Genomic DNA, 22370 nt, shown 5'->3' with positions numbered 1-22370 from the left:
CGCAGTGTTGGGGACCATCGATCCGCGGCCGCTTAACTTGGTCATTCCCTTAAAACAGGCCCGCGCCCTGCACAAGCACCTCGGCATCGAATCCTGCGGCGACCTGCTGCGCCACTACCCGCGCAAGTACCTGCACTACGGCGCGGGCAGCGAGCTCGAAGGCACGCGCGAGGGCGACACGATCAGCATCATCGGCCGCGTCATTGATACCCATTTCATCCCGCGCGAGGGCAAGCCGATCTACAAAATCACCGTCGACGACGGCCGCTACCGCATCGGCGCGACCTTTTTCGGCTCCCGCTTCGCCATGCGCGCGCTGACCGAAGGCAAGCGAGTCATGCTCACCGGCAAGCTCAGCTTCTTCCGCTCGGCGCCCCAGCTCCAGCACCCGGACTTCGTGCTTCTCGACGGCCCCACCCAGGCAACCGGGGCACTCAAGCAGCTGTCCCACTTTGGCGACTTGGAGGAGATCCTCTCCGGCCGCGAGTGGCTGCCACTGTACCCGGCGACGTCGAAGGTGAGCACGTGGACCATCATGGGCGCGGTGCACGCGGTGCTCAAAACGCTGCCGAAGGTCGAGGAGCCGCTGGGCTTTACCCCGATCGGTTACTCGTCGCTGAACAAGGCGATCCGGGAGATCCACGAGCCCGGCCCGGCCGGCCCGGACGCGGCGCGTCGCCGGTTGAAGTACGAGGAGGCGAGCGGCATCGCGCTGGTGATGGCGGTGCGCCGCGCGGATCGCCTGCTCGAGGACGCGACCGCGCTGCCCCCGGTGCGCGGCGGGCAGTTCGACCAGCTGCTGGGCAACCTGCCGTTTCCCCTGACCGACGGGCAAAAACAGGTACTGGCCGACATCACCGCGGACATGTCGCGGCCGCGCCCGATGAGCCGGCTGCTCCAGGGCGAGGTCGGCTCCGGCAAAACCATCGTCAGCCTGCTGGCGATGCTCCAGGCGGCGGATAACGGCTCCCAGTGCGCCCTGCTCGCGCCCACGGAGGTGCTGACTATGCAACACGCGCGCTCGCTGCAGGAAACCGTGCTGCGCGCCGGCCTGACCACGAGCGTTGTGGCGCTGACGGGGTCGATGACCGCCGCGCAGCGCCAGGAAGCGATGCTCAACATCGTCTCCGGCCAGGCCGACATCGTGGTGGGCACCCACGCGCTGATCCAGGAGGGCGTGGAGTTTTTCCGCCTCGGCCTCGTGGTGGTTGACGAGCAGCACCGTTTCGGCGTCGAGCAGCGAGACGCGCTGCGGGCCAAGGGCGGGGAGCACCCGCCGCACGTGCTGGTGATGACGGCCACCCCGATCCCGCGCACCATGGCGATCACCGTTTTCGGTGACTTGGAAATCTCCACCCTGCGCGAGTTGCCCGGCGGGCGCAAACCGATCCAGTCCTCCGTCGTCCCGCAGTTCAAGTCCGCGTGGGTGGAGCGCGGCTGGGAGAAGATCCGTGAGGAGGCCCAGGCCGGGCGCCAAGCTTATATTGTCTGCCCGCGTATCGACGGCGACGGCGGCGTGCTCATCACCGCCGCGATGCTCTCAGCCACCGAGTTCGCCGACCTCGAGGTCGGCGTTCTCCACGGCAGGATGAAGGGCGAGGACAAGGACGCGGTGATGAAGGATTTCGCCGCCGGGGCGATCGACGTGCTGGTGTCCACCACGGTCATCGAGGTGGGCGTGGACGTGCCCAACGCGACCGTGATGATGGTGCGCGAGTCGGAGCACTTCGGTGTGAGCCAGCTCCACCAGCTGCGCGGGCGCGTTGGCCGCGGCGGCAATCAGTCGCTGTGTTTGTTCCACACGCTTGCCGAGGAGGAGTCCCCGGCGTTCGAGCGCGTCTGCCAGGTCGCTGCCACCACCGACGGCTTCGCTCTCGCGGAGCTCGACCTGCGCACCCGACAGGAGGGCGACATCCTGGGCGTGAACCAGTCCGGCAGCCACCGCACGCTGCGGCTGATCAACCTGGTGGACGACTACGACATCGTGCAGCGCGCCTACGACGACGCCGAGCGCTTCGTCGAGCAGCACCCGCAGCTGGCGCGCGCAGCGATGGAGGCGCTGATGTCCACGGTGCCGGAGGAGTGGGAATATCTGGACAAAAGCTGACACCGGTTAAGGTGGGGTGCATGAACCGCATCATTTCCGGCGAGGCGCGCGGGCGCGAAATTAAGGTACCGCCTGAGGGGACGCGCCCGACCTCCGATCGCGCGCGCGAGGGTCTGTTCTCCTCCCTGCAGGTGCGCTTTGGTTTGATCGACCAGACGGTGCTTGACCTGTTCGCCGGCTCGGGCGCGCTGGGCCTCGAGGCCGCCTCGCGCGGTGCGGCGGAGGTCGTGCTCGTCGAGAACGACCCGCGCGCGGTCAAGGTCATCGAGTTCAACGCCTCCGTCGTCGGCCACCCGAACGTGCACGTCGAGCCGGTCAAGGCGTCCACCTATTTGGCCCGGGCGCCGCGCAACCACTTCTCCATGGTGCTTGCCGACCCGCCCTATGACCTCGCGGACGAGTCCGTCGCCGAGATGCTCGCAGCCCTTGAGCCCGCGCTTGTCGACGGCGCCGTGGTCGTCGTCGAGCGCCACCGCGAAAGCCCGGAAACCGCCTGGCCAGAGGCGTTTACCCCGACGACCCAGAAGCTGAAGAAGCGCCTGTACGGCATCGCGCGTATGGATATGGCCGTCTACACCAGCCCCCGAAAGGACCCCACCCCATGACCACAGCATTGTGCCCAGGCTCGTTCGACCCGGTGACCAACGGCCACGTTGACATCTTCACCCGCGCCGCGCGCCACTTCGACGAGGTCGTCGTCCTCGTCACCGGCAACCCCGCGAAAACCTCCGGTCTCTTTACCGTCCACGAGCGCGTTGAGCTGATCGAGCAGGTGCTTGCCGACGTCCCCAACATCCGCGTCGATTTCTGGGGCGGGCTGCTGGTCGACTACACCACCGCCCACCACATCACCGCCCTGGTTAAGGGCCTGCGCTCCTCGCTGGACTACGAGTACGAGCTGCCGATGGCGCAGATGAACCGCAGGCTCTCCGGGGTGGACACGTACTTCCTGCTCACCGACGAGAAGTTCGGCTACACCTCCTCCTCGCTGTGCAAGGAGGTTGTCAAGTACGGCGGCGACGTCACCGGGCTCGTGCCCGACGTCGCGCTGGCGGCGATGAAGGAAAAGTACCGCCAGGGTGCCTAGAAAAGCGTTGACAAAAACGCCTGCGTGCGGCCTTGCTGCGGGTTGTCCAGCACCTCGGCGGGAGTGCCGTACTCCACGATCCGCCCATCCGCCATGAACGCGACGTGGTCGGCGACCTCGCGGGCAAAATTCATCTCGTGGGTGACCACGAGCATGGTCATGCCGCTATGAGCAAGCTCCTTCATCACGCCGAGGACCTCGCCGACGAGCTCGGGATCGAGCGCGGAGGTGGGCTCGTCGAAAAGCATGAGCTTGGGCTCCATGGCCACCGCCCGCGCGATGGCGACGCGCTGCTGCTGGCCACCGGAAAGCTGGATCGGGTACGCGGTTGCTTTGGACTCGAGGCCCACCATCGCGAGCAGCTCGAGCGCGCGCTCCTTCGCCTTGGCGGCGGGCACGCCCTTGACGTGGATCGGCGCCTCCATGATGTTGTCGAGCACGGTGCGGTGGCCAAACAGGTTGAACTGCTGGAACACCATGCCGATCTCGCGGCGCTGCTTCGCGGCGTCGCGCTCGGACATTTCGTACAGGGTGCCGCCGCGCTCGCGGTAGCCGATGAGCTCGCCGTCGACGTAGAGGCGACCCGCGGTGACCTTTTCTAGGTGGTTGACGCAGCGCAAGAACGTCGACTTGCCGGAGCCGGAGGGGCCAATCAGACAGGTTACGGAGCCGGGTTCGACGGTGAGGTCGATGCCTTTGAGCACGTCAAGGCTGCCGAAGGACTTCCAGACGTTCTCGGCCTGAATCATGGGAGTAGTCATAAGTTAGCGTCCTTTGGGCTCGGGGGCGTCGACAAGCTGAACGTTGGCCGGGATGGTGCCCTCGGCGTCGGCAAGCGTGGCCAGCTGGCGGGCGGTGAGCTGGCGTTTCGCGCCGCGGTCGAAGTACTTCTCCAGGTAGTGCTGGCCGACCATGAGGACCGAGGTAATCGCCAGGTACCAGGTCGCGGCGACGAGCAACATGGGCACCGGCTCGAACAGCGCGGCGGCGATGTCCATGGAGCGACCGTAGAGCTCCAAAGAATAGGGCACCGCGACGACGAGCGAAGACGTTTTCAGCAGCGAGATGAACTCGTTGCCCGTCGGCGGGATGATGATGCGCATTGCCTGCGGCAGAACCGTGCGCGTCATCGTCTGCGACCAGCTCATGCCCAGCGCCTTGGAGGCCTCGATCTGCCCCTCGGGCACCGAGGAGACGCCAGAGCGGACGATCTCGGCCATGTAGGTGGCCTCGTTGAGCGCCAGGCCGACGACGGCGAGCAAGAACGCCGAAGAAGTAAACGGCTCCAGCGGAATCTCGGCGACACCGAGGTTGATGGTGTCATAGATCGAGCCGATCAACCCCCAGAAGATGAGCTGGACGTAGACCGGGGTGCCGCGGAAGATCCAGAGGAACACCCAGGACACCGTTTTGAACACCGGGTTGGGGGACATCCGCATGACCGCGAGGATCACGCCGCCGATCACGCCGAGCACCATCGCGAAAATCGTGATCGCCAGGGTGTGCAGCGCGGCGACGGCGATGCGGGTGTCAAACAGGTAGCGGAAGTAGGTGTCCCAGCCGTAGGCGTCGTTGCGGGCCGCGCCGATGAGGAACCACACCGCCAACGCGATGATGATGGCCGCCAAAATCCAGCGCCCGGGGTGGCGCAGGGGCTTGGCCTCGATGCGCTCGGGTCGTGTAGTTGTCATTGTGCTGCTCCTTGCTGGGGCTGTTCGTTAATCAGCGCTTCGTCGAGTAGGCCTGAGTCGATGTTCCATTGCCCGAGGATGCGGGCATACTCCCCGGTGTCGATGAGGTGCTGCATCGCGGCGGCCAGCGCGGGGCCGAGCTCGGAGCCCTTGTTCACCGCGATGCCGTAGGGGGCCGCGTCGAACATGTCGCCCACCAGCTCCAGATCGCCGTCGGAACGCTCGACGGCCCAGGCGGTGACGGGGGAGTCGGCGCTGAATGCGTCGGCACGGCCTGTCAGCGCGGCGAGCGCAGCGTTGTCGGAGGTGTCGAAGGACAAAACGGTGATCGGGTCGTCTCCTTCTGTGACGCAGGCGTCGCTCTTCGGGCGGACGTCGTCAGTTTCGGAAACCGTGGTGCGCTGAACGGCGACGGTCAGCCCGCACGGGTTCGCCGGGTCGACGTCGTTGCCCGGCTGCTGCGCCCACTGGATCCCGGCGTAGAGGAAGTTGACAAAGTCGTAGGACTCGCGGCGCTCCTCGGTATCGGTGAACCCTGACATGCCGGCGTCCAGGCTGCCGGCTTGGACCGCGGGCAGGATCATGGAGAAATCCATTTCCTGCGGGTCGAACTCGAGGCCCATGACCTGCGCTAACGCCTGGCCGAGGTCGAGCTCGACGCCGATGAGGTTGCCTGTGGAGTCTTTGAACTCGAAGGGGGCAAACGGTGGGTTCGTGCCCACCGACAGCTTGCCGTCCGCCGCGACCCTCTCGGGCACCATCGCGGCGATCTCTGGCACCGCTTCCACCTCGACGGGCTCCCAGCCTTCGGGGTTTCCGCCCTCGGTGTTGGTCACGCACGAGGTCAGCAGCAGGGCGCTGCCGACGACCGCGGCGAAACTGTAGGACTTACGCATTGCTGCATAATAACCAGCGCTGCTGGGCTTTGCCCAATTGGTTCTAGGTGGGCTGGCCTGCCTGAACGACGATGATCCAGATCGCCACCAGGTGTAGGGCGGCCGCGACGATCGTCAGCGTATGGAAGTGCTCGTGGTAGCCGTAGTAGCGGGCTTCGCGGCCTGGCCACTTCAGCCCGTAGACCACCGCGCCCACCGTGTACGCGACGCCGCCAAAAAACAGCAAAAGGATAACGGCCATGTCCGCTTCGGTGCGCAGCACGGGCAGGATGGGCAGGACCAGCCAGCCGAGCGTGATGTACACCAGCACGTCGAGCCATCGGGGGTGGTTGATCCACACCATATTCAACACGACGCCCAGCACCGCGCCCGCCCAGGCGATGACCAGCATCCACGTCGAGTAGGGCGGCTCGAGCAGGATGATGCACAGCGGCGTGTACGTCGAGGCGATGAAGATGGCGATGGTGGAGTGGTCGGCGCGCCGCCACCACTGGACTGTTGCAGCAGACTTCCACGGGCCGCGGTGGTAAAGCCCCGACACCGCGAACAGCAGGATCAGCCCCGCGCAGTACACGCTCACACTCAGCGCCTCGACGGGCCGCAGAGTCAGCCACGCGAAAGTGATGAGCACCGCGGAGCTTATCGACGCCACAAACGCGGCAATCAGGTGGGCCCAGCCGCGCGTCGATGGGCGGGGTCCGCGGTCAAAAACGCGAGACGTTCGCTCGATGGTGGTCACCTCTGCAAGGCTACGCATTAGTTACTTATTACGCTAGATGCGTATCGACGCCCCTCGCCCCGGGGGATTTCCTCCAGCGCTCGCAGCTGCGCTAAGCTTTATTCCCGCGCCCCAGTAGCCCAATTGGCAGAGGCAACGGATTCAAAACCCGTCCAGTGTGAGTTCGAGTCTCACCTGGGGCACTTGTGAGTTGAAGCGGCCATTTTCCGCGGGTTGGCTGGATTTATTCGACCGCCGTCGCGCTTGAGAGCTAGGAATCGTGCTAGGCATCACCGAGCCGCTGAAGGTTTCGAAGGCTAGAGCAGCCAAGATGAGGGCCATGATCGCTATGAGTGCGAACTTTCGAGGCCACTCTACGCCGAGGGGATGAAGCCCCTTTTGCTTATCGACGACCCAATTGCGGTGTAACCGCTTAGCACACGTGTGTCACTATAGTGTGCACACAACCACGCCCGAACCATTGCACACGAATGCCTGTGCGATTATAATGGCAGGTGTTGAAAGGGGGGCGCACATGGATGCGACGCACACGGGGGATGACCATTTCTTCCGCACACAACGACCAAACGACACGTTGGCACGCCTGGGCCAACACAAACGCGACATCGAATACGAGATCTTCTCCACCTGGGCCGAGACGGCACATGTGGTCGACGACTTCGAAGTAGAGATCACCCACATCCAACACGCGATCGGGGAGAGCAAAGCAGCAGTCGAAAAAGCCATCTTCGCCTACCGACGCCTGATCGACCTGCCCGGGCTGCGCCAGATTCAACACACCACACGACTGTTAGACATCAAACGCCTTGCCAGCATTGATACCGCCATTGCGGAACTTGGCCCCGGCGTCGACACCGAGGTCTACGCCCACATTGACGCGTACCTAGTGGAGGTGTTTACCGCCACGAAACCCAACCAACCGTTGCTGACACCGAAAGCAATCGTGCACCGGCTTAGACGGCTCATCGCCCAGCTCGACAACACCGTGGGCTACGACGCGGCTAAACGCAAACGCCGCACCCGCCCACAAGACGCGTTCGTCATCTACGACTATGAGCTCGGTGCACGCTCCGGCACCACAATTGAGTGCGACAACACCACCCACGCCCTGATCCGGCAATACCGCACACACGTGGCACAAGAGAACAACATCACCGAAGACGAAGCAGCACGCCTGATCCTCACCGGTGAACTCACCGCACAACCCACGGTGACTATTTTCGGGTTCGCACCCCTGGGCCCCGATGGTGACATCGTCGACGGTGCATCAGTGTTTTTCCCCGGTACGGGGTGGACCGATGCTGAGGGCAGTGCTGTGGCCGAACAGTACGCCTCGCGCATCGTGGACCTTGGTGATGTTGCCGGCCACGAGATCGACGGCTATGTTCCCTCGGCCCGGATCAAAGCGTTCGCTATTGCCCGCGACGGCACCTGCGTCTGGCCGGGCTGTACCCGCGATGCACAGCACTGCCAGCTTGATCACCGCGTCCCCTACGCCGACGGGGGAAGCACAACCCCAGCGAATTTGTTCTCGTTGTGTCAACGTCACCACAACGTGAAAACGGATCGTCGTGCCTACTACATTCCCGACCCCACCACCGGCGACATCGTCTGGCTATTTGCTGACGGCACCTACGCCTTAACCGAGCCCGATGGGTTTATCACCACCCAGCTCGGGGCGGACAACCCCCGGTGGAACCACAGCCTCGACCAGCGACGTGTCCTGCGTGACCGCGTCGCGACGTTTCTGGCGAAAGGGCACACAATCCTCGACGCCTACGACACCACCGGCAACTACGACACCTGCATCGAAGCCCTGACACGCCTCGAGCAGGAATACCGCATGACCTTCCCCCACAAACCCACCACCAACCCAGACTCCAACTCCGGCTAAGAATGTTTACAGCACCTCGATGCTGTAAGCCGTGTGCTCGCCAACCCGAGGTGCGCCCAACGGAAGGCTCGCATCCGATGGGAAATACATCGTCGTGGGATCAACTTTTAGGCGTACGCGCTTGCCAACGTAATCGAGCCACGGGCCGGTTTCGTCGCTAGTGCCGTACGGAGTAATCTCCTTGTCCCCGAGAGCGAGTAACGCTTTCTGCTCTGTGTCGCTTTCCCCGCTGAGCCGTTGTGCCGTCACGTCCTGTGGCGAATCAAACAAGAGCACAATGTACTCGTTGTTCGGATTGTCGTTATTGGGCGCGGGCCTCCCGTCTAGGACTTCAGCAGTACTCATGCTGACAACAGTGCCCTCGTACACGTCTAACCCGCTCGCTTCGGCAGGTGGGTCTTCACCCGCGCGAAGGACGACCTTTGCGTTGTTGCCGCCGGTGCACGTGATTTCGGTTCCAGAAGACTGACAGCTCATCGAGTAGGACGCCTTGGTTATCGGGCTGCGAGCCTCAACCGCGAAGCTCGGTCCTCCGTGGCTCTGAATCACGGCCCTAGCCACCTCAATGGCGAACTCGCACGACGTTTCCGTGGTGCCGGTGTAAACGCTTTGGCCGGGGACGGCCCCGCAGCGCTTGACCACGGCAGAGGCCTCCGGCGTAGGCGAAGAAGTCGGCGGAGCCCACGTGCCACTTTCCAGCGCATCGAGGACGCTGCGGTCTGTGCTCGGGGTCCAGGTGATCTCCGCCCGGTCGTCGGCGTAGACGTCGCCGCTCGCCACGGCCGTTTTCGCGCCTGCCGAAACCAGACTTTGGTCCTCGACGGCAAAGCGCTCGACATCAACAGATTGCGCAACTGACTGCCACGTGAGCTGGTAAAGTCCGCTGCCCGAGCGTGACGACGCAACAGCCGCGCGGCCCCCGCCCGCGGATCCGGCTCCGGAAATCAGCACTTCTTGGGTATTAAAAAGTGCCCCGCTTTCGGGCATGCTGAACACAGTGACAGGCGCCCAGTAGTCGCTCGCGTCCGCCTGCAGCAGCAGCTCCGGTGAATCATCGCCCGTCACCTCGGCAAGGGCGTAGGAGTAGGTCCCCGCAGGCTCGAAGCCCGAGGTCAAGTTGTACTCGTACGCCTCGGGATTATCGAGGACGTTGGAATAGGCGTCGGCAAGCGAGGGCGAAGTTTCTGAAGTTTCTGAAGTTTCTGGGGGCGCCGGTGCCGTGCACGAAGCCAAGGACAGGGCGCACAACGCGGCGGCAGCAGCGCGGACGAGGCGGGGATTCATTGGCGGACTCCTACGCGTAGGCAATGGATGCACTCATTGTGCACCTCAATTAAGTGAGATGCTCAGCGCTTCCCAACATGACCGAAAACCTGTACACTGCTGATCGTTCTCTACGCGGCCCCATCAGCGATGCGCAAGGCCGCCCATCTACAGAAGAGGTTAATACTCCGAATGGAGCCCCCTGAACGGCCCACCTGTTGTAAACGCACCGCACGCGCGGGGGAGGTGGGCTCGTGCTAGCGGCAGTCGGTGCTCTGGTTATTGGCCTTCTCGTTATCGGCGTGATCATTGTGGCCAACGGCTACTTCGTCGCCCAGGAATTCGCCTACATGTCCGTCGACCGCACCCAACTGCGGGCCCGTGCCGAGGGCGGGGACGCCAAGGCCGCCAAAGCGCTGAAGATCACCGACCGGACGTCGTTCATGCTCTCCGGCGCCCAGCTCGGCATCACGGTCACCGGCCTGCTCGTCGGTTTCGTCGCGGAACCGCTTGTCGGTGAGGCGCTGGGCAAGCTGCTCGGGGGAGTGGGCTTTCCGCCGGCGGTCTCCATCGGCGTCGCCACGGTGCTCGCCCTGGCCTTGTCGACGATCGTGCAAATGATCTTCGGCGAGCTCTTTCCCAAGAACTACACCATCGCCGCGCCGATGAAGTCGTCGCTCGCGCTCGCGCCATCGACCGCGCTGTACCTCAAGCTCACCGGCTGGCTGATCACATTTTTCGACGTCTCATCCAACGCCTTCCTGAAGCTACTGCGCATCGAGCCGGTCGAAGACATTGACTCATCCGCCACCGCCGAGGACCTCGACCACATCCTCAGCCAATCGCGCGAGAGCGGCGACCTCGACGACCGCACCTTCATGATCCTCGATCGCTTGCTCGACTTCCCTGACCGCAACGTCGGCCACGCCATGATCCCGCGCTCGCGTGCCGACGTCCTCGCTCCCGACGACACCATTGGCCACGCGCGCGAGCTGATGGCAAGCGCCCACACGCGCTACCCGATCATCGACAAAGAGCACGTGCCCGTCGGTGTGCTGCACCTCCTCGACGTGCTGGGCACCGAGCTTCCCGACGCCACCCCCGTCAGCGCCCTGATGCGCCCGGCGGTCGTCGTCCCAGAGCTGATGAGCCTGCCCGACGCCGTGACCCAGCTGCGCAGCGAAGGCGAACGGCTCGCCAGCGTCATCGACGAGTACGGCGGGTTCATCGGCATCATCACCCAGGAGGACATGGCCGAGGAAATCCTCGGCGATGTCGCCGACGAGCACGACCTGCCGGTATCCGAGGACATCGCGATCGCGGGGGAGAACCAGTGGATCGTCGGGGGAGACACGCCCCTTGACGAGGTCGAACGCACCATCGGCCACGACCTGCCCGCCGGCGACTTCGAGACCATCTCCGGACTCGTGCTGGCGGAGGCAGGCGGGCTCGTCGATTCCGGCGAGACACACGACATCGAACTCGCCGCGGAGCCCGAGGACTACCTCGACGGGGACGAAGCCCCGGTGCGCATTTTGAGGGCTGAGGTTGAAAGTGTGGAAAGGCACGTGCCGGGCGTCGTCAAGCTCACGCTCATTGAGGAAGAAGGGGACGAACAGTGACCGAGTGGTACATAGCCCTGCCCGCGACAATTGTGCTGATTGCGCTGTCGGCGTTCTTCGTCATCATCGAGTTCGCGCTGCTCGCGGCGAGGCGCCACCGCCTCGAAGAGACCGCGGAAACCTCGGCGGCCTCACGCGCCGCGCTGCGCAGCCTCAATGAGCTAACGCTCATGCTCGCCGGCGCGCAGCTCGGCATCACGGTCTGCACCTTCGCGCTCGGCGCGATCACGAAACCCTGGGTCCACGACGCGATGATGCCGATGTTTACGGCACTTGGCCTGCCGTACACGGCGGCGGATGTGGTGTCGTTCGTGCTCGCTCTGTTTGTGGTCACGTTTATCCACCTCGTCATCGGCGAGATGGCGCCGAAGTCCTGGGCGATCACGCACCCGGACACGGCGCTACGCTTCATCGCGATCCCCGCCCGCGGGTTCATCGCGATCTTCCGGCCGCTGCTGACGTGGATCAACCGGGTGGCGAACCGCCTGGTGGTCAAGGCGGGGGAGGAACCCGTGGATCGCGCGGCGGCGCGCGGCTACGACTACGAAACCCTGAATCTCCTGGTCCAGCACTCGCGAGAGACGGGCGCGCTGGATAGCGCTTCCGCCGCGCAGATTACCGGCGTCATCGAGCTCGAGCGCGAGACCGTTGGCGCGGTGGTTACTGCACCGCGGACGCTGCCCCGCGACGCCACCGTGGCCGTCGTGCAGCGCGCTGCGTTGAAAAGCGGCGACTTGCGCGTGCTTCTCGACGCCGGCCCCAGCGTGGTCCACGTCCGAGACACGCTACGCGCCGCCCCCGAGGCGCCGGCCGCTCAGTTCTCCCGCCCGGCGCTCACGCTGCCGGCGCAGACGTCTATTTCGGACGCGTTGGAGCAGATGCGGATGCGCAACGAACAGGTCGTGGTGGTCACCGACGACGCCGACAGCTCAGTGGTGCGCGGGGTCCTGACCTGGGACCACGTTCTCAACCAGCTGTGGCCGAGCATCGCCGCCGAGCTGGACCGCGTACAGGCGGAAAGGGAATAATATTCACCCAGGACTACCCCCGGCTCAAGCGGGCCGCTAGACTGGCGGCGGTTTGACAATCGGTGTCAACAAAAGTGGCGACAGAATGGAGTCCCAAGGTGGCAACTGGCTTTACTATGCGGCGTACGATTGCGGCGGCACTCGCCGCGGCATGCGTGGCGACGCTCGCTCCGGCAAACGCGCAGGCGGCGGGCTTGAACGACTTGGCCACGGGCCTGAAGGCCTCGCCGCTCGGTGTGGCCGCGGCCCACGCCGTGCTCTCCGACTCCCGCGTCCCCATCGTCGTGTTGGGAGCGCGCCTGAATCCTGATTGCTCGGCCCCGGCGGTCCTCGATGACCGCCTCGCCACCGCCCGTGGCGTCGCGCTGCTGCACCCCGCCAACCCGATCGTGGTCACCGGCGGGCACACCCAGCCCGGCTGCCAGGCGGAGGCGGAGTACATGCGCGACTATTTAGTCAGGACCTTGGTGGACCCCGCCCGCATCCACGTTGACACCACCGCCTACTCGACGGTAGGCAACGCCCAGGCCACCGCGGACAGTGCCGGAAGCTCCGGCAACGTCATGCCGGTCGGCGTGCTCGTGACCTCTCCGAATCACATTCCACGCGCGATCGACACGTACACCAACGCCTCCGGTAACGCGCTGTGGCTCGCGGTCCCGTCGACGGTGAACTAGGCGCTGACTTTTTCCCAGGCTGAGCGGTTAATGATCTGCTCGCGCTTGGCGACGATCGTGGCAACGAGCGATTGACCGGTGACGTTAACGGCGGTGCGCCCCATGTCCACAATCGGCTCGATGGCGAGCAGCAGGCCAACGCCCGCGAGCGGCAGGCCCAGCGTGGACAGCGTCAGCGTGAGCATCACGGTGGCGCCGGTCGTGCCGGCCGTCGCCGCGGAGCCGAGCACCGCGGTGAGCACGATGAGGAAGTAGTCCGCGATACCCAGCGGGATGCCGTAGAACTGGCTGACGAAGATCGCCGCTACCGCCGGGTAGATCGAGGCGCAGCCGTCCATCTTGGAGGTGGCGGCCAAGGGCATGACGAAGGACGCGTACTCGCTGGGCACGCCCATGGATTTCTCGACCGTGCGCTGGTTGACGGGAAGCACGCCGAGGGACGAACGGGTGACGAAGCCGAGCGTCGTCACGGGCCACACGCGCTTGAAGAAGTCCGCGACGGGCAGGCCGTTGAGCGCGAGCAGGGCGGGGTAGAAGCCGAAGATCACCAGCGCAAGGCCGACGTAGATGGCCAGCACGAACATGCCGAGTGAGCCGAGCGCCTCCCAGCCGTAGGTGGCCACGGCGTTGCCGATCAGCGCGGCGCTGCCGATCGGGGCGAGGCGGATGACCCACCACAGCGCGACCTGGATGATCTCGAGCAGGGATTCGGAAAACGCGATGAACGGCTTCGCCTTCGCACCGGCTTTGACAGCAGCGATGCCGATCGCCAGCGAGATGACGAGGATCTGCAGGACGTTGAACCCGATGGAGAGCTCGCCGTCGTTAGCCACATCAGCGCTAATGCCGAGGAAGTTCTCGGGCACCACCGAGTTAATGAAGGCGAGCCAGAAGCCCGACGACGAGGGCTCGGCCGCGGCGGAAGGATCCACCGTGGAGTTCGCGCCCGGTCGGATGACCAGCGCGACCGCGATGCCGATGAGCACCGAGACGAACCCGGTGATGGCGAACCAGATCAGGGTCTGCCCGCGAGCCGCGCGGCGTTGGTCACCTTGCGCAGGTTGGCCACGGAGGTCACCACCGCGGTGAACACGAGCGGCGGAATCAGAAGCTTCAACAGCTGCACGTACGTGGAGCCGGTCCAGTTCAAGATCCCACCGAGCCACTCGACATCCCCGGCACGGGCGATGAACCCGAGGATGAGGCCGACTACAAGGCCGGTGAGCACCTGCGCACCGAAGCCGAACTACTTCACTGGCTTTCCTTCCACGATGATGAGATACAAGCGAACCAAGCGGTCTACTGGAAACTGACAAATAAACTGTTTCACCACTTCGCAACGATTCAGAAGCCCAACATATTTCCCGGCCACAAAACGTAAAAATCGGTCTATGCGCCTAAGTTGAACGATACTAGTCGGTACCCCTTTCACGGGCAGGGCAAAACGCAGTGATGCACTAGGCCGATGAGCAATCAATCAGCAACGCGGCCACGCGACGGCGAGCGCCAGTTCCTCGGCCACCCGTGGGGCCTGGCTAATCTCGCCGGCGTGGAGATGTGGGAGCGCTTCAGCTTTTATGGCCTGCAGGCGCTTCTCGCTTTCTACCTCTACTACTCCGTGTCGGACGGCGGGCTCGGGCTCAGCCAGGAAGCGGCGCTGTCCATCGTCGGTGCGTACGGCGGCTTGGTGTATCTGACCAGCGTCGCCGGGGCGTGGGTCGCCGACCGCATCCTGTCGGCGGAGCGGACCCTGTTTTACTCCGCCATCCTGATCATGTTCGGCCACATCTCGCTGGCGGTGATCCCCGGCTTCAGCGGCGTCGGCATCGGGCTGGTGAGCATCGCGGTCGGCTCGGGTGCGCTGAAAACCACCTCCCAGGTACTGCTCGGCGACCTGTACAGCCGTGAGGACAAGCGTCGCGATGGCGGCTTTTCCATCTACTACATGGGCGTCAACATCGGCGGGCTCCTCGGCCCACTGATCACCAACGCGTTCTGGGGGTGGAAGGGCTTCCACTGGGGCTTCGGCACCGCCGCCGTGCTCATGGCGATCGGCCTGGCGCAGTACGTGCTGATGCGCCGCCACACCGTGGAAACCGCTGGCCATGAGGTGGCCAACCCACTGCCGCGCTCCCGTTACGTGCCGGTCGCGCTCGGTGTGGTCGCGGCCGTCGCGCTCGTGGCCGTGCTCATCGCCACCGGGGTAGTCAAGCTCTCGCACCTGTCCACCATCGTGGTGGTCTTAGCCCTAGTGACGGCGGTGACGCTGTGGGTGCAGATGCACCGCTCGGATCTGGTGACCGGAGAGGAGCGTTCGCGGCTGATCGGCTTCATTCCGATGTTCGCCGCCTCCGTGGCGTTTTGGTCGGTGTTCCAGCAGCAGTTCACGGTCGTCGCCCTGTACTCGGACGAGCGCCTGAACCGCACGTTCTTCGGCTACGAGCTGCCGCCCGGCGTGGTGCAGTCGCTGAACCCCCTCTTTGTGATCCTGTTCGCCGGCGTCTTCGGCGTCGTCTGGACCAAACTGGGCTCGCGCCAGCCGTCGTACGCCACGAAGTTCTCGCTGGCGCTTTTCATCATCGGCCTGGCCACGCTCGTGTTCCTCCCGTTCGTCGGCGGCGGGCCGAACTCGACGCCGTTCTGGGCGATCGTTGTCATCCTTTTCCTGTTCACCATGGCCGAGCTCATGCTCAGCCCCGTCGGCAACTCGATGGCCACGCTGGTCGCCCCGCAAGCGTTTCACACTCGCGCGTTCGCGCTCTGGCTGCTCTCGGTCGCACTGGGCACCGCCATGTCGGGCGCGCTGGCGGGTTTCTACGACCCGTCGAGCGCGGCGTCGGAACGCACGTACTTCCTCACCACCGCCGCGGTCATGCTCGCCGTCGGCGCCGCGATCTTCGCCTCCCGCAGGTGGATCACTGCGAAGCTGGGGTAGGCGCGCCTGGCTAGACTGGGCAGCGTGACTCAACGCCTTTTGCTTATCGACGGCCACTCCATGGCATTCCGGGCCTTCTTCGCGCTTCCGGCGGAGAACTTCTCCACCTCGGGCGGCCAGCACACCAACGCGGTGTACGGCTTCCTCTCGATGTTCGCCAACATCATCGCCGAGGAGAAGCCGACCCACGCCGCGGTCGCCTTCGACGTGGGGCGCAAAACGTTTCGCACGGAGCGCTTCCCCGAGTACAAGGCGCAGCGCGAGGCTTCGCCGCCGGAGTTCAAGGGCCAGGTGCCGATCATCGAGGAAGTCCTGGGCGAGCTCGGTATCGTGACGCTGTCGAAGGAGAACTACGAGGCGGACGACATCGTCGCCACGCTCGTGACCGAGGCGCGCGCCGGGGGCGACTTCGAGATCGTGCTCGTCTCGGGCGATCGCGACTACATTCAGCTTGTCGACGCCTCCACCACGCTGCTCTACCCCATGCGGGGCGTGTCCAACATGACGCGGTTTACCCCGGAGTCCGTGGAGGAGAAGTACGGCCTGACCCCGGCGCAGTACCCCGACTTCGCGGCCCTGCGTGGCGACCCGTCGGACAACCTGCCCTCGGTGCCCAAGGTGGGGGAGAAGACCGCGACCAAGTGGATCACCGAGTACGGCGATCTCGAAGGGCTCATCGAGCACGCGGACGAGATCAAGGGCGTGGCGGGCAATAACTTCCGCGAGCGCATCGACCAGGTGCGGCTCAACCGCGAGCTGACGCAGATGGTCACGGACGTTGAGCTGCCGGTCGGCCCGGAGGACCTGGAGATGAAGCCGGCCGACGTCAACGCGGTTGCCAGCTCGTTCGACGACCTGGAGTTCGGCGTCAACCTGCGCGAGCGCGTGCTCGCGGCCGTGCCCACGACGGGAGAGGCACCCGCGCCGGAGACGGCCGAGCTCGCCGACGTAGAGATCGACGACGCGCCGCTGGATACGTGGCTCACAGAGCGCGACGGCCAGGGCCTCGCGGTGGTGGTGACCGGCAACGGCGCTCCCGGGCGGGGAGATGCGTCGGCGCTGGCGGTCGTCGATAAGCAGCGCCGCGGAGTCCATAAGGAGCTCGCCGAGCTTACTCCCGCGGAGGATTCCGCTTTGAAGGCCTGGGCCGAGTCGGAGGATCCGAAGTACCTGCACGACGCGAAGACCGTGTTCCACATGCTCAAGGGCCGCGGCATCACCCTGCGTGGCATCGCGCACGACACAGCGATCGCGGCCTACCTGCTGCGGCCTGGCCAGCGCACCTACGAGCTCAGCGACGTGTACCAGCGCCACCTGCAGCGCCAGCTCAACCTCGGCGGCGACCAGCTCAGCCTGCTCGGCGATACCTCGCTGGTGGACGCGGCCGCGGCGGTGCTCGAGCTCGCCGAGGAGCTCAGCACGCAGCTGCGCGGCATCGACTCCTACGACTTGTACGCCGACCTCGAGCTGCCGCTGGTATCGATCCTCGCGGAGATGGAGCACGCCGGCATCGCCGTGGACGTCGACGTGCTGGAGGGCCAGCTCAAGGACTTCGCGGCCAAGGTCACCCAGGTCGAGGAGGAGGCCCGCCAGCTTGTCGACGAGCCCTCGCTGAACCTGTCGAGCCCCAAGCAGCTCTCAGTGGTCCTGTTTGACAAGTTGGGGCTGCCGAAGACGAAGAAGACCAAGACTGGGTATTCCACCGCGGCTGGCGAGATCGAGGCCCTGGCGGAGAAGAACCCCCACCCGTTTTTGGACAAGCTGCTGGCACACCGCGAGTACCAGAAGATGAAGTCCACCATCGAGGGCCTGATCAAGGCGGTCGCCGACGACGGGCGCATCCACACCACCTTCAAGCAGACCGTCGCGTCCACGGGCCGGCTGTCCTCGGTGGACCCGAACCTGCAGAACATCCCGGTGCGCACCGAAGCTGGTCGGCGCATCCGCTCCGCGTTTACCGTGGGCTCCGACTACGAATGCCTGCTTACCGCCGATTACTCGCAGATTGAGATGCGCGTGATGGCGCACCTGTCGCAGGACTCAGGCCTGATCGAGGCCTACCGCGAGGGCGAGGACCTGCACAACTTCGTCGGCTCGCGCGTCTTCGATGTGCCCATCGACCAGGTCACCCCGGAGCTGCGCCGCCGCGTCAAGGCCATGTCCTACGGCCTCGTCTACGGCCTGTCGGCGTACGGGTTGTCCAACCAGCTCTCCATCTCCGCGGGCGAGGCGAAGAGCATCATGGAGAGCTACTTTGAGCGCTTCGGCGGGGTCAAGCGCTACCTGGACAACGTGGTGGAGCAGGCGCGCCGCGATGGCTACACCTCCACGGTCTTCGGCCGGCGCCGCTACCTGCCGGAGCTGATCAGCGACAACCGCGTCGCCCGCGAAAACGCCGAGCGCGCCGCACTGAACGCGCCGATCCAGGGCTCGGCCGCGGACATTATCAAGGTGGCGATGATCCGCGTCGACCGCGCGCTGGAGCCGTTTGCATCGCGGGTGCTGCTGCAGGTCCACGACGAGCTCGTCGTGGAGGTCGCGCCCGGGGAGCTGACGGGGGTACGCGAGATCGTCGAGCGCGAAATGGACTCCGCCATTACCTTGCGCGTGCCGCTGGAGGTCTCCGCCGGGACGGGTGAAAACTGGGATGAAGCAGCGCACTAGGGCCAGGGCGCGTCTGCTTTCCCAGCGGCTCGTGGGCCACGGGTGGCCCAGCGCCGTGGACGCGGTGCGCGCGTTCGGGCTGATGCAGGGCCAGGAAACGATGGTCTTTTCCTCGATCGCGCTGCGCAATGCCGGCGGCATCGACTCGGTCGCTGCCGCACTCGATGGCCACGAGATCGTGCGAGCCTACCCGATGCGCGGCACCGTCTTCGTTGCCTTGGCAGCGGACATGCGCTGGTTGACCGAACTGTTGGCCAAGCCCGGCGTCGCTGGCGCGCTTCGCAATGCCGATGCCGCGGGGGTGAGCCCCGCGCGTATCGACGCGATCCGCGACGCCGTCCTCGAACACGGGCCCGTTGACAACGCCCAGTACAAGGCAATCGTCGCCCGAGTGCTGGACAGTCCGGAGCCCGTCAATGCGATGGTGTATCGCTCCCGCTACGTCTTGCTTGTCGACGGCTCCTGCGCCTACCTCGGACGCAACCAGCTACTCGGCCCGGCGCCCGCAGCACCCGGGATCGCGGAGCGGTTCAACGGGCAGCGCCAAGATGCGGTCGACGAGCTGGTGCGCCGCTACGTCGCCACGCACGGGCCCGTCACCAGCGAAGACGTGACCTGGTGGTCTAAGCTCGGCGTACGTGAGGTGCGCACCGCGCTTGAGCATCTAGGCGACGACTTCACTCGCGACGGCGAGGACTACTTCCACGCGTCACTGCCCGAGGTGCTTGATGCAACCCCAGCCTCGGCGTTTCGCGAGCCGCACCTGCTGCCCGCGTTTGACGAGTACATCCTCGGTTACAAGGACCGCCTGTTCGCGATGACCGAGGAGGTCCACACCCACCTTGCCCCGCGCAACATGGGAATCTTCCGCAAGTCCATCGTGGTCGACGGTGTTGTCCGAGGGACGTGGAAAGGTGCCGGCGGCACACTCGTCATCGACGACGTGGGAGGGGTGCCCAAGTACGCCCATGCCGGTGTGCGGCGTAAGTTCGCTGCCTACCCAGCGCTCGGGGCCGTCGAGATGTAACCGTGATAGGCAAGGGAGGCCGTGTTGCCCTTGAGAGCGCGAAAGACTAGCATGTCAAGGGCGTATCTGCGTTTCGGGGCGGTTTTAAGCTTTGTAGGAGGGCTTGAACCGTGCCCAAAATGAGATCACTGCACGTGAGAGATGCGCCACTGTCCACTTTCGATCTCCTATTTCTTCGGAGCACTTAACAAATATGCCCACTTCCAACGCACCCCAGGTTGCCATCAACGACATCGGCAGCGCTGAGGACTTTCTCGCCGCAGTAGACGCGACCATCAAGTACTTCAATGATGGCGACATCGTCACCGGCACCGTCGTCAAGGTCGACCACGACGAGGTTCTCCTCGACATCGGGTACAAGACCGAAGGCGTCATCCCGACCCGCGAGCTCTCCATCAAGCACGACATCGACCCGGATGAGGTCGTCGAGGTCGGCGACGAGGTCGACGCTCTCGTCCTGACCAAGGAGGACAAGGAAGGTCGGCTCATCCTGTCCAAGAAGCGCGCGCAGTACGAGCGCGCCTGGGGCACGATCGAGGAGCTGCAGAACAACGACCAGCCCGTCACCGGTACGGTCATCGAGGTTGTCAAGGGCGGCCTCATCCTCGACATCGGCCTGCGCGGCTTCCTGCCGGCGTCCCTCGTCGAAATGCGCCGCGTCCGCGACCTGGACCCCTACATCGGCCAGGAACTCGAGGCAAAGATCATCGAGCTGGACAAGCACCGCAACAACGTGGTCTTGTCCCGTCGCGCCTACCTGGAGGAGACCCAGTCCGCGGTCCGCTCCGACTTCCTGCACCAGCTGCAGAAGGGCCAGGTGCGCAAGGGTGTCGTTTCCTCCATCGTCAACTTCGGCGCCTTCGTCGATCTCGGCGGTGTTGACGGCCTGGTGCACGTCTCCGAGCTGTCCTGGAAGCACATCGACCACCCGTCCGAGGTTGTCACCGTCGGCGACGAGGTCACCGTCGAGGTTCTCGACGTCGATCTCGACCGCGAGCGCGTTTCCCTGTCGCTGAAGGCGACCCAGGAGGATCCGTGGCGCGTCTTCGCCCGCACCCACGCTGTGGGTCAGATCGTTCCGGGCAAGGTCACCAAGCTGGTGCCGTTCGGTGCGTTCGTCCGCGTCCAGGAGGGCATCGAGGGCCTCGTCCATATCTCCGAGCTGGCGCAGCGCCACGTCGAGGTTCCGGACCAGGTTGTCGGCGTCGGCGAAGAGGTCATGGTCAAGGTCATCGACATCGACCTTGAGCGTCGCCGCATCTCCCTGTCGCTCAAGCAGGCTGACGAGGACTACACCGAGGAGTTCGATCCGTCCCGCTACGGCATGGCCGACTCCTACGACGAGCAGGGTAACTACATCTTCCCGGAGGGCTTCGACCCGGAGACCAACGAGTGGATGGAGGGCTTCGACGAGGCCCGCCAGGAGTGGGAGGCACGCTACGCCGAGGCAGAGCGTCGCCACCAGGCTCACACTGCCCAGATCGAGCGCCACCGCGCGGCTGCTGCAGAGGCAGCCGAGCAGGGTGCGGACCAGTCGAACTACTCCTCCGAGTCCGCGGACGCTGCAGCTCCGGCAGCCTCCGACTCGGAAGAGTCCATCGGCGGTTCGCTGGCGTCTGATGAGCAGCTCGCTGCACTGCGCGACAAGCTCGCTGGTAACTAAACCGGCAGGTAGTCTGCGCGTGTGAAAAGGCCCCTTCGGGGGCCTTTTTCGTTGTCTAGGATGGGTCCATGCTAAAAATCGGGCTCACTGGAGGAATCGGAAGCGGTAAGTCGACCGTCGCTAAGCTTTTGCGCGAAGCTGGCTACCCGGTCGTCGACGCGGACCAGGTCGCGCGCGACAACATGGAGCCAGGCTCGCCGGTCCTGGCCGAAGTCGCCAAAGCGTTTGGCGATGACATTGTGCTTGATGACGGCAGCCTCGACCGCGCGGAACTCGCCCGCAGGGCGTTTTCGGACGAGGAGCGTACGCGCACTCTCAACGCGATTACCCACCCGGCGATCCGCGCGGAATCGGACCGGCGCTTTAACGTGCTGGAGGCGCAGGGCGCGGCCGCGGCCGTTTACGACATGCCCCTGCTCGTGGAGCTCGGCCTCGACGAGGAGATGGACCTGACCATCGTGGTGGATGTCGACCCGGAAGAGCGCGTGAGCCGGCTCGTCAGCAGCAGGGGCCTCGACGAGCAGGACGCGCGCAACCGCATCAGCAGGCAGATCTCGGATGCGCAGCGCAGGGAAAAGGCGGATGTTGTGATCGACAACAACGGGTCGCTCGAGGAGCTTAAACAGCGGGTGAACGAAGTCGTCGTGCGCATTGGTAAGATGTTATGAACCGTTAAACTATTGGCAAAGTCCCATTAAGAAGACTGGCCTAATGTGTTTCCTCATGGGTACGTGGAATTGGGGCCCCTTCGACAACGACGTCGCAACGGAGACCGTTCAGCAGCTGGCGGACGGTACTTTTCGCATGGACCAATTCCGTTTCGATTGCGAGACCACACCACTCGACAGCGAGCAGGGCCAGGCCCTCGTCGTCCTCGCCGCGGTGATGAACGGCTTCGTGCCGGACCAGCGCTTCGAGTCCGCCCGCGCGTACAAGTTCGCGTTCAAGGACCGGCGCTGGGTCGAGTCGAAGGTCAAAGAGGTGATCCAGCCCCGCGGCTCCGAGCTGTACGAAATGTGGGCGGACGCTGGCGAGCTGCAGCAATGGCTCGACGCCACAGCGCGCGTCGTGCGCTAG

18 protein-coding genes, 1 tRNA gene and 1 pseudogene are annotated in these 22370 nt (G+C 64.9%); 14 read left to right on the top strand and 6 right to left on the bottom strand.

Features of this window, described 5'->3' with window-relative positions; genetic code table 11:
* Positions 1-4 precede the first annotated feature (4 nt).
* The 3 genes from E3227_RS09900 to coaD are packed head-to-tail and all read left to right on the top strand — an operon-like array spanning position 5 to position 3194.
* Positions 5-2107 carry an ATP-dependent DNA helicase RecG gene (locus E3227_RS09900; RefSeq protein ID WP_144318336.1) on the top strand — a complete coding sequence of 701 codons (2103 nt, stop codon included), beginning with the start codon at positions 5-7 and terminating at the stop codon, positions 2105-2107.
* Positions 2108-2127: 20 nt separating this feature from the next.
* The gene (locus E3227_RS09895; protein WP_144318335.1) at positions 2128-2712 is read left to right on the top strand and encodes an RsmD family RNA methyltransferase; all 585 of its coding nucleotides are present in this window, start codon (positions 2128-2130) and stop codon (positions 2710-2712) included.
* Entirely contained in the window at positions 2709-3194 is a 486-nt protein-coding gene (gene coaD / locus E3227_RS09890) for a pantetheine-phosphate adenylyltransferase (protein WP_144318334.1), read from the top strand. The genes E3227_RS09895 and coaD overlap by 4 nt, the downstream gene beginning before the upstream one ends.
* Here coaD and E3227_RS09885 read toward each other — a convergent pair.
* The 4 genes from E3227_RS09885 to trhA are packed head-to-tail and all read right to left on the bottom strand — an operon-like array spanning position 3191 to position 6538.
* Positions 3191-3955: an amino acid ABC transporter ATP-binding protein gene (locus E3227_RS09885; protein ID WP_144318333.1), complete on the bottom strand. Its 765-nt coding sequence runs from the start codon at positions 3953-3955 to the stop codon at positions 3191-3193. The two genes, coaD and E3227_RS09885, sit on opposite strands and share 4 nt — an antisense overlap.
* 3 nt (positions 3956-3958) lie before the next feature.
* Positions 3959-4885: an amino acid ABC transporter permease gene (locus E3227_RS09880; RefSeq protein WP_144318332.1), complete on the bottom strand. Its 927-nt coding sequence runs from the start codon at positions 4883-4885 to the stop codon at positions 3959-3961.
* Positions 4882-5781, bottom strand: coding sequence for an ABC transporter substrate-binding protein (locus tag E3227_RS09875; protein ID WP_144318331.1), 900 nt, complete (start codon positions 5779-5781; stop codon positions 4882-4884). The genes E3227_RS09880 and E3227_RS09875 overlap by 4 nt, the downstream gene beginning before the upstream one ends.
* A 43-nt stretch (positions 5782-5824) precedes the next feature.
* A complete protein-coding gene (trhA, locus tag E3227_RS09870) occupies positions 5825-6538 on the bottom strand; it encodes a PAQR family membrane homeostasis protein TrhA (protein WP_144318330.1) in 714 nt (237 codons plus the stop codon).
* Between the two features lie 90 nt (positions 6539-6628).
* On the opposite strand from trhA, the gene E3227_RS09865 reads away from it, so the two are divergent.
* Together E3227_RS09865 and E3227_RS09860 are read left to right on the top strand one after the other, a co-directional pair.
* Positions 6629-6702 (top strand) — tRNA-Leu (locus E3227_RS09865).
* Between the two features lie 332 nt (positions 6703-7034).
* Entirely contained in the window at positions 7035-8414 is a 1380-nt protein-coding gene (locus E3227_RS09860) for an HNH endonuclease signature motif containing protein (protein ID WP_246062677.1), read from the top strand.
* Positions 8415-8420: 6 nt separating this feature from the next.
* Here the strand turns inward: E3227_RS09860 and E3227_RS09855 are convergent, their stop codons facing one another.
* On the bottom strand, positions 8421-9698 hold the full coding sequence (locus tag E3227_RS09855) for a hypothetical protein (protein ID WP_144318328.1): 1278 nt from the start codon (positions 9696-9698) through the stop codon (positions 8421-8423).
* 233 nt (positions 9699-9931) lie between these two features.
* On the opposite strand from E3227_RS09855, the gene E3227_RS09850 reads away from it, so the two are divergent.
* From E3227_RS09850 to E3227_RS09840, 3 genes are all read left to right on the top strand, one after another.
* A complete protein-coding gene (locus E3227_RS09850; RefSeq protein WP_144318327.1) occupies positions 9932-11299 on the top strand; it encodes a hemolysin family protein in 1368 nt (455 codons plus the stop codon).
* Positions 11296-12327, top strand: coding sequence for a CNNM domain-containing protein (locus tag E3227_RS09845; RefSeq protein ID WP_136651285.1), 1032 nt, complete (start codon positions 11296-11298; stop codon positions 12325-12327). The genes E3227_RS09850 and E3227_RS09845 overlap by 4 nt, the downstream gene beginning before the upstream one ends.
* 116 nt (positions 12328-12443) lie before the next feature.
* Positions 12444-13004, top strand: a complete 561-nt coding sequence (locus E3227_RS09840; protein ID WP_144318326.1) for a YdcF family protein — start codon at positions 12444-12446, stop codon at positions 13002-13004.
* On the opposite strand, the pseudogene E3227_RS09835 reads toward E3227_RS09840, so the two are convergent.
* Positions 13001-14232 (bottom strand): annotated as a pseudogene (locus E3227_RS09835) (dicarboxylate/amino acid:cation symporter). The gene E3227_RS09840 and the pseudogene E3227_RS09835 overlap by 4 nt on opposite strands.
* A 237-nt stretch (positions 14233-14469) precedes the next feature.
* Between E3227_RS09835 and E3227_RS09830 the strand changes: the two are divergent.
* The 6 genes from E3227_RS09830 (at position 14470) to E3227_RS09805 (ending at position 22370) form a co-directional block, all read left to right on the top strand.
* On the top strand, positions 14470-15939 hold the full coding sequence (locus E3227_RS09830) for a peptide MFS transporter (RefSeq protein ID WP_144318325.1): 1470 nt from the start codon (positions 14470-14472) through the stop codon (positions 15937-15939).
* A gap of 60 nt (positions 15940-15999) precedes the next feature.
* Positions 16000-18603 (top strand): DNA polymerase I, encoded by a 2604-nt coding sequence (gene polA / locus E3227_RS09825; RefSeq protein WP_246062957.1) that lies wholly within the window; start codon positions 16000-16002, stop codon positions 18601-18603.
* The gene (locus tag E3227_RS09820) at positions 18587-19630 is read left to right on the top strand and encodes a winged helix DNA-binding domain-containing protein (protein WP_144318324.1); all 1044 of its coding nucleotides are present in this window, start codon (positions 18587-18589) and stop codon (positions 19628-19630) included. Before polA ends, E3227_RS09820 begins: the two co-directional genes overlap by 17 nt.
* A gap of 193 nt (positions 19631-19823) precedes the next feature.
* Positions 19824-21293 carry a 30S ribosomal protein S1 gene (gene rpsA, locus E3227_RS09815; protein ID WP_136651281.1) on the top strand — a complete coding sequence of 490 codons (1470 nt, stop codon included), beginning with the start codon at positions 19824-19826 and terminating at the stop codon, positions 21291-21293.
* 68 nt (positions 21294-21361) lie between these two features.
* The gene (gene coaE, locus E3227_RS09810; RefSeq protein WP_136651280.1) at positions 21362-21961 is read left to right on the top strand and encodes a dephospho-CoA kinase; all 600 of its coding nucleotides are present in this window, start codon (positions 21362-21364) and stop codon (positions 21959-21961) included.
* 55 nt (positions 21962-22016) lie between these two features.
* The gene (locus E3227_RS09805) at positions 22017-22370 is read left to right on the top strand and encodes a DUF4259 domain-containing protein (protein WP_136651279.1); all 354 of its coding nucleotides are present in this window, start codon (positions 22017-22019) and stop codon (positions 22368-22370) included.

It is taken from the genome of Corynebacterium sanguinis (assembly GCF_007641235.1).
GTDB lineage: Bacteria > Actinomycetota > Actinomycetes > Mycobacteriales > Mycobacteriaceae > Corynebacterium > Corynebacterium sanguinis.
The sequence above is the reverse complement of the archived record's forward strand: the minus strand, read 5'-3'. Positions and strand labels throughout refer to the sequence as shown.

What these genes read in the sequence shown, in the direction of transcription:
- E3227_RS09855 (WP_144318328.1), bottom strand. Translation starts at nt 9,698, where the DNA reads ATGAATCCCCGCCTCGTCCGCGCTGCTGCCGCCGCGTTGTGCGCCCTG.
- polA (WP_246062957.1), top strand. Translation starts at nt 16,000, where the DNA reads ATGGCATTCCGGGCCTTCTTCGCGCTTCCGGCGGAGAACTTCTCCACC.
- E3227_RS09840 (WP_144318326.1), top strand. Translation starts at nt 12,444, where the DNA reads ATGCGGCGTACGATTGCGGCGGCACTCGCCGCGGCATGCGTGGCGACG.
- E3227_RS09880 (WP_144318332.1), bottom strand. Translation starts at nt 4,885, where the DNA reads ATGACAACTACACGACCCGAGCGCATCGAGGCCAAGCCCCTGCGCCAC.
- trhA (WP_144318330.1), bottom strand. Translation starts at nt 6,538, where the DNA reads ATGCGTAGCCTTGCAGAGGTGACCACCATCGAGCGAACGTCTCGCGTT.
- rpsA (WP_136651281.1), top strand. Translation starts at nt 19,824, where the DNA reads ATGCCCACTTCCAACGCACCCCAGGTTGCCATCAACGACATCGGCAGC.
- E3227_RS09830 (WP_144318325.1), top strand. Translation starts at nt 14,470, where the DNA reads ATGAGCAATCAATCAGCAACGCGGCCACGCGACGGCGAGCGCCAGTTC.
- E3227_RS09875 (WP_144318331.1), bottom strand. Translation starts at nt 5,781, where the DNA reads ATGCGTAAGTCCTACAGTTTCGCCGCGGTCGTCGGCAGCGCCCTGCTG.
- coaE (WP_136651280.1), top strand. Translation starts at nt 21,362, where the DNA reads ATGCTAAAAATCGGGCTCACTGGAGGAATCGGAAGCGGTAAGTCGACC.
- E3227_RS09860 (WP_246062677.1), top strand. Translation starts at nt 7,035, where the DNA reads ATGGATGCGACGCACACGGGGGATGACCATTTCTTCCGCACACAACGA.
- coaD (WP_144318334.1), top strand. Translation starts at nt 2,709, where the DNA reads ATGACCACAGCATTGTGCCCAGGCTCGTTCGACCCGGTGACCAACGGC.
- E3227_RS09895 (WP_144318335.1), top strand. Translation starts at nt 2,128, where the DNA reads ATGAACCGCATCATTTCCGGCGAGGCGCGCGGGCGCGAAATTAAGGTA.
- E3227_RS09805 (WP_136651279.1), top strand. Translation starts at nt 22,017, where the DNA reads ATGGGTACGTGGAATTGGGGCCCCTTCGACAACGACGTCGCAACGGAG.
- E3227_RS09820 (WP_144318324.1), top strand. Translation starts at nt 18,587, where the DNA reads ATGAAGCAGCGCACTAGGGCCAGGGCGCGTCTGCTTTCCCAGCGGCTC.
- E3227_RS09885 (WP_144318333.1), bottom strand. Translation starts at nt 3,955, where the DNA reads ATGACTACTCCCATGATTCAGGCCGAGAACGTCTGGAAGTCCTTCGGC.